This window comes from Streptomyces sp. CNQ085 (genome assembly GCF_022614595.1).
In the GTDB taxonomy this organism is placed as follows: Bacteria; Actinomycetota; Actinomycetes; order Streptomycetales; family Streptomycetaceae; genus Streptomyces.
This window is the reverse complement of sequence record NZ_JAJFAU010000009.1, coordinates 1-6,188: the sequence shown is the minus strand read 5'-3', so window position 1 is coordinate 6,188 and position 6,188 is coordinate 1. Positions and strand designations below refer to the sequence as shown.

Here is a 6,188-nt window from a genome sequence, read left to right as displayed (position 1 = left end):
GGTCCGCCGACGCCGTCGGCGGACCCTCACGAAAGATCGAGGTTAGTTCGTGTGCGGTATGCGGGCGCTGATCTCGTCGCGCACGCGGGTCATGACGTGCCCCAGTTCTTCGAGCCGCCCGTAGATTCCCCGCGGGCCGGTCCTGGGCTGCGTGAGCGCGGTGCCCTGCTCCTCGTCCCACCGGAGGTAGGTGGAGGCGATCCGCAAGTCACGCTCGGGGTGTACGCCCACGCCTCGGTGGAGGAGAAGAGGAAGGCGCTGACGCGGCTCAGCAGGCTGTTCGAGTGAGCGGCTACGAGCCCCACTGCCGTCGTACTGCCGTCAGTACGCCAACGCGAGACCCCCGCCGATGATCTCGACGGGGGTTTCTGCCCTGGTGGGCCGCGGTGGCTGGGGCCGGGGTCGAACCGGCGACCTTCCGCTTTTCAGGCGGACGCTCGTACCAACTGAGCTACCCAGCCGCAGCGGTCCTGACGGGATTTGAACCCGCGGCCTCCACCTTGACAGGGTGGCGAGCACTCCAAACTGCTCCACAGGACCAAGCGATGTACGAGCACTAGTCTCGCACAGGTTGTGCGTGCCCCCAACGGGATTCGAACCCGTGCTACCGCCTTGAAAGGGCGGCGTCCTGGGCCACTAGACGATGAGGGCTGATGGCCCACCTGGGCGCTTCCCAGCGCGTCGGGGACGTGAGAAGCATATGGGATGCCGGCGCGGATCGCCAAAACGGATTTCTGGTGGCGCCGGTACGGGCTAACCGGAGGGCTGCGGCGACGGGGACCGGGAGGGTGACGGTGACCCGGACGGGGAGGGCTCCGGGGAGCCGGAGGGGGACTCGGACGGCGAGCCGGACGGGGAAGGGGAGGCGCCCGGCTCCACGTCCTCCGGCAGATGGCGGCTGACCTCGGCCGTCGTCAGGCCCAGGCCCCCCAGGGTGATCTGGTCCCAGGCCTGGAGCCGCTTGGTGTCCTGGTCCAGGTAGAGCACCGAGGCCATCACCCTCTCCGGCTCGTCGCCCTCCACGGCCCGCAGTCCGCCGCCGCCCGTGGAGCCCTCGATCATCAGCCGGGTGCCCTCCTCCATCACCCGCGTCTCCCGCCGGTGTATGTGGCCGGACAGCACCAGGGGCACGTCGCCGTCCGTCTGCTGGGCCGCGATCGGGTTGTGCGCGGCGGCGATGTGTACCGGCTCGCCCGCCGCCTCGCTCCTGCGCAGCGAGGCGGCCAGTCTCCGGCCCGCGACGCGCTCGGCCGGGTCGCCCTTGGCGACCACCGAGCGGTCCGGGGTGAACTGCGGGTCGCCGATGCCCGCGATCCGCAGGCCGCCCACGGTCACCGGCTCCCCGTCGTCCAGGACGTGGGTGTTGTCCAGCTCCTCGATGTACTCCTGGGTGGTGAGCGAGTCGTGGTTGCCGCGCACCCACACGTACGGCGCGCCGAGGTCCTCGACCGGGTCCAGGAAGCCGTTCTCGGCCGTGGTGCCGTGATCCATGGTGTCGCCCGAGTCGATGATCACGTCGATGTCGTACTGCTCGACCAGCGACTTGATGATGTGCCACGCGGCCGGGTTGAGGTGGATGTCGGAGACGTGCAGCACGCGGATGGTGCTGGGGTCCGGCTGGTAGGCGGGGAGGGTGGAGGCGGCGTCGTAGAGCTTGGTGACGTTGGTGACCAGGCGTGCCAGCTCCCGCTGGTAGACGTCGAACTCGGTGACGATGCTGCGCGCGTTGCCCACCACGTTCGGCGCGCTGGCCAGCAGCCCGGAGAACCTCGGCTCCAGCAGCGACTTCGGGTTCCACGTCGCGTAGGCGCTCGCGCCGGAGGCCGCCAGGAGCGCGAGTGCGAGACCGCCCGCCGCGAGCGCGCGCCGCGGGCGCCGGTAGACGGCCAGACCGAGCGCGGTGGCGCCGACGACCACCGCGACGGACGCCTTCACCGCCAGATCCCGTGTGCCGGAGCGCACATCGCGGGTGATCCGCTCCTCCAGACCGCTGATCCGCTCCGGGCGGTCCACCAGGGCCCGGGCGCGCTCGGGGTCGAGCTGGTCGATGTCGACATCCAGGGCGAGCGGGGCGAGGTGGCTGTCCAGTTCGAGCGCGCCGAGCGGCGGCACGCCGATCTCGGTGCCCCCGGTCAGCGAGGGGCGCAGCGACATCCGGGTGTCCACCGGCCCCACGTCCGCCTTCACGCCGCCCAGGACGAGCAGCCCCAGCCAGGCGCCGAGCAGGGCGACGGCGGCCAGCGCGAGCGCGCGGGCGTACGGGTGCGGGGCGTGGCCCAGGGAACGCGCCGGCGCGGGCCGGTACACCCGGGGGCTGCGCCGCAGAGCACGGGGAACGGCTGCGGCCCGGCGGGGCCGGAGGGGTTCTCGGCTCATGCCGTGCCGTATGCCCGCCGGGGGGCCGACTATGCGGCGGCCGCACGGCGTCCGCTCGCCGTAGCCCGGTACACCGTCCCGTGCGCCGTGCGCGTGCCGTGGCGGACAATGGGCGCGTGCTGGAGATGACGCGCGAGGAGTTCGAGGAACTGGTGGCCGAGGCGCTCGACCGGATCCCTCCGGAGCTGACGCGGCTCATGGACAACGTGGCGGTGTTCGTGGAGGACGAGCCGCCCGCGGAGGATTCCGAACTGCTCGGACTCTACGAGGGCACACCGCTGACCGAGCGCGGCGAGTGGTACGCGGGCGTCCTGCCGGACCGGATCACCGTCTACCGCGGGCCCACCCTGCGGATGTGCGAACGCGACGGCGGTGACCGCCTGACGGTCGTCGAGGAGGTGGAGATCACCGTGGTGCACGAGATCGCCCACCACTTCGGCATCGACGACGAGCGGCTGCACGACCTGGGATACGCGTGAGCGGAGGCTCTCGGGAGAGTTCCGGGGAGGGACCGGTCGAGGGCTCCGGGGACGGGCCGGTCGACCCGGACGTCGATCTGCGCGTACCCGCCCAGCGTGCCGAGACCGCCGGGGCGCACGCGGTGGCCGTCCTCGCCGCCGTCGCGGCGGGCGGTGCGCTCGGCGCCTGCGCCCGGTACGCCCTCACGCTGCCGTGGCCCGCCGCGCCCGGCGGGCTCCCCTGGGCCGTGCTCGCCGTCAACACCGCCGGGTGCGCGCTGATCGGCGTGCTGATGGCGCTGCTGGGGAAGCCCGGCGGGGCGTGGGCGCGTCACCCCCTGACACGGCCCTTCCTGGGCACGGGCGTGCTGGGCGGTTTCACCACCTTCTCCGTGTACGCGCTGGACGCCGTACGGCTGTTGGAGGACGGCGCCGCGGGCATCGCACTGCTGTACCTGGGTGCCACCCCGGCCGCCGCCCTCGGCGCCGTGTGGGCGGCCACCGCCGCGACCCGGGCGGCGGTGGCGCGGTGAACTGGTTCCTGGTGGCGCTCGGCGGCGCGGCGGGCGCGTGCCTGCGGTACGCGGTGGACCGCGCGGTGCAGTCGCGGCACGAGTCGGTCTTCCCCTGGGGCACCACCACGGTCAACGCCGCCGGCAGCCTGCTGCTGGGCCTGGTGACCGGTGCCGCCGGGGCGGGGGCGGCGGGGCCGGGGGCCGCCGCGCTGCTCGGCACGGGGCTGTGCGGCGCGCTGACGACGTACTCCACCTTCTCCTACGAGACGCTGCGGCTGGCCGAGCGCGGCCACGGGCGGGCGGCGCTGGTGAACGCGGCCGTCACGCCGCCGGTCGCCCTGGGCGCGGTGTGGGCGGGACTGGAGCTGACGCGTTACCTGTCGGGCTGAGGGGAGTTGGGCAGGAGGAGCCCGCTTCGAACTCCGCCTCCCGGAGGTGCCGCCCGTGCGCCCGTCCAGTCCCGTCCAACGTGGATCCGCCCGCGGGGCCGCCCGTACGGGCGGCCGCACGAGCGCCCGTACGGCCGCCGGCGCCCTGCTGCTGGCCGCCCTCGGCGGCTGTATGACGGTCGGCTCCTCCGGAGGCGAGGAGGAGGGCGGCGGCCGGCAGCCGGCCGGGCACCGGGTCTCCCGGGACGCCGGCGACCCGCGGCCGGGCAGCGGGGTCGCCCCGCGCGGCGGAGGCGGGGAGCGGGGGGCGGGCCGCGGAGGACAGGACGGGAGGAAGGGCGGGGACGGGGAGGACGAATCCTCGAAGCGGTCGTCCGGCCCACCGGCCTCCTCCCCCTCGCCGTCCTCCGTGGTCCCTTCGGCGGGCGCTCCGAGGCCGAAGAAGCCCACCGCGTCGGCGAGCTCGGGCGGGGACGGGGGGCGTACGAGCGCCCCGGCCGCCCCTTCGCGCACCGCCGCTCCACCGCCACCGCCCCCGGACCCCACGCCCCCGCCCGCCGGGCCCACCCCGTCGCAGGGGAGCGGCGGAGGGGACGGTGACACCGGGGGAGGCGACGGCGGGGACGACGGCGCGGAGGGCGGCCCCGGCGAGAGGGCGGAGGCCGGCGCCGGGAGGGTCTCCCGGCTGTCGGCGCGGTACGGAATGAACGGGGGGCCGTCCGTCGTTCACTCCCCGGACGACGTCCACGGAACCGGCGGCCCGCACCCCTCGGGCGAACGCTTCGGTCCCGCGGACCGGTAGACTTCCCCGCAGGCGGTCGCCATCGCCGTTCCTCCCGCCCCATCGGCAGCGCGGACAAGAGATTTGCGCTCGGGGAGGGGAGGTCGTATGGTGGCAGATCGTTTGCTCCCCCATTTGCCCGGCGCCGTGAACCAGCAGCGCGCCGTGTGGCGCGTTCCTCACCTGAGCCGTGGCTGACCGCATCGAGGCGGTCTTATGCGAAAACACGGAGTTGCGGGCGCGTGCCATGTGACTTCCGAGAGGTTTGTTTCCGCATGTCTGTGACTACCCCTGACGTCGTTCTCCCCGAGGACGAGCCGACGACCACGTTCGCCGACCTCGGTCTGCCCGGCGAGATCGTCCGCAAGCTCGCGCACAACGGCGTCACCGTCCCGTTCCCGATCCAGGCCGCGACCATCCCGGACGCGCTGGCGGGCAAGGACGTCCTCGGCCGCGGCCGCACCGGCTCCGGCAAGACGCTCAGCTTCGGTCTGCCGCTGCTGGCCCGCCTGGCCGGCGGGCGTACCGAGCGCAAGCGCCCCCGCGGCGTCATCCTCACCCCCACCCGCGAGCTGGCCATGCAGGTCAGCGACGCGCTCCAGCCGTACGGCGACGTCCTCGGCCTGAAGCTGAAGGTCGTCTGCGGCGGTACCTCGATGGGCAACCAGATCTCCGCCCTGGAGCGCGGCGTCGACATCCTCGTCGCCACCCCGGGCCGGCTGCGCGACCTGATCAACCGAGGCTCCTGCTCGCTGGACGACGTGGAGACCGCGATCCTGGACGAGGCCGACCAGATGGCCGACCTGGGCTTCCTGCCCGAGGTCACCGAGCTGCTCGACCTGGTGCCGGCCGGCGGCCAGCGGATGCTGTTCTCCGCCACGCTGGAGAACGAGATCGACACCCTGGTGCGCCGCTACCTCGTCGACCCCGTCCACCACGAGGTGGACGCCGCCCAGGGCGCGGTCACGACGATGAGCCACCACGTGCTCATCGTGAAGCCGCGCGACAAGGCGCCGGTCACCGCCGCCATCGCCGCGCGCAAGGGCCGCACCATCGTCTTCGTCCGCACCCAGCTCGGCGCCGACCGGGTGGCCGAGCAGATGCGCGAGGCGGGTGTGCGGGCGGACGCGCTGCACGGCGGCATGACGCAGGGCCTGCGCACCCGGACGCTGGCCGACTTCAAGGACGGCCGCGTCAACGTGCTGGTCGCCACCGACGTCGCCGCGCGCGGCATCCACGTCGACGACATCGACCTGGTGCTCAACGTGGACCCGGCCGGCGACCACAAGGACTACCTGCACCGCTCCGGCCGCACCGCCCGCGCGGGCCGCTCCGGCACGGTTGTCTCGCTGGCGCTGCCGCACCAGCGGCGGCAGATCTTCCGGCTGATGGAGGACGCGGGCGTGGACGCCTCGCGCCACGTCATCGGCCGCGGCGACGCCTTCGACGAGGATGTGGTGGAGATCACCGGCGCCCGGTCGCTGACCGAGGTGCAGGCCGAGTCGGCGCTGAACGCCGCCAAGCAGGCCGAGCGCGAGGTGGCCGAGATCACCCGGCAGCTGGAGCGCGCGCAGCGCCGCGCCGCCGAGCTGCGCGAGGAGGCCGACAAGCTGTCGGCGCGCGCCGCCCGCGAGCGGGGCGACGACCCGGAGGCGGCCGTGGCCGCGGT

6 protein-coding genes and 3 tRNA genes are annotated in these 6,188 nt (G+C 73.9%); 4 read left to right on the top strand and 5 right to left on the bottom strand.

Going from position 1 to position 6,188, the window contains the following annotated elements; translation table 11 throughout:
* Positions 1-42: 42 nt before the first annotated feature.
* The 5 genes from LJ221_RS03345 to LJ221_RS03325 form a co-directional block, all read right to left on the bottom strand.
* A complete protein-coding gene (locus LJ221_RS03345; RefSeq protein ID WP_241713569.1) occupies positions 43-231 on the bottom strand; it encodes a hypothetical protein in 189 nt (62 codons plus the stop codon).
* Positions 232-387: 156 nt separating this feature from the next.
* Positions 388-461, bottom strand: a tRNA-Phe gene (locus LJ221_RS03340).
* Positions 462-465: 4 nt separating this feature from the next.
* Positions 466-540 (bottom strand) — tRNA-Asp (locus LJ221_RS03335).
* Between the two features lie 38 nt (positions 541-578).
* Positions 579-651 (bottom strand) — tRNA-Glu (locus LJ221_RS03330).
* 102 nt (positions 652-753) lie between these two features.
* Positions 754-2,376, bottom strand: a complete 1,623-nt coding sequence (locus LJ221_RS03325) for a metallophosphoesterase (protein WP_241713568.1) — start codon at positions 2,374-2,376, stop codon at positions 754-756.
* A gap of 116 nt (positions 2,377-2,492) precedes the next feature.
* On the opposite strand from LJ221_RS03325, the gene LJ221_RS03320 reads away from it, so the two are divergent.
* The 4 genes from LJ221_RS03320 to LJ221_RS03305 form a co-directional block, all read left to right on the top strand.
* Positions 2,493-2,855 (top strand): metallopeptidase family protein, encoded by a 363-nt coding sequence (locus LJ221_RS03320; RefSeq protein ID WP_241713566.1) that lies wholly within the window; start codon positions 2,493-2,495, stop codon positions 2,853-2,855.
* Positions 2,852-3,367, top strand: coding sequence for a CrcB family protein (locus LJ221_RS03315; RefSeq protein WP_374228360.1), 516 nt, complete (start codon positions 2,852-2,854; stop codon positions 3,365-3,367). The genes LJ221_RS03320 and LJ221_RS03315 overlap by 4 nt, the downstream gene beginning before the upstream one ends.
* On the top strand, positions 3,364-3,738 hold the full coding sequence (gene crcB / locus LJ221_RS03310; RefSeq protein ID WP_241713564.1) for a fluoride efflux transporter CrcB: 375 nt from the start codon (positions 3,364-3,366) through the stop codon (positions 3,736-3,738). Before LJ221_RS03315 ends, crcB begins: the two co-directional genes overlap by 4 nt.
* Before the next feature lie 1,056 nt (positions 3,739-4,794).
* On the top strand, positions 4,795-6,188 hold a 1,394-nt coding region (locus LJ221_RS03305; protein WP_241713561.1), incomplete at its 3' end, for a DEAD/DEAH box helicase.

Bases quoted from the DNA above. Each gene is read 5' to 3' on its own strand.
- LJ221_RS03325 (WP_241713568.1), bottom strand. From the start codon at position 2,376: ATGAGCCGAGAACCCCTCCGGCCCCGCCGGGCCGCAGCCGTTCCCCGT.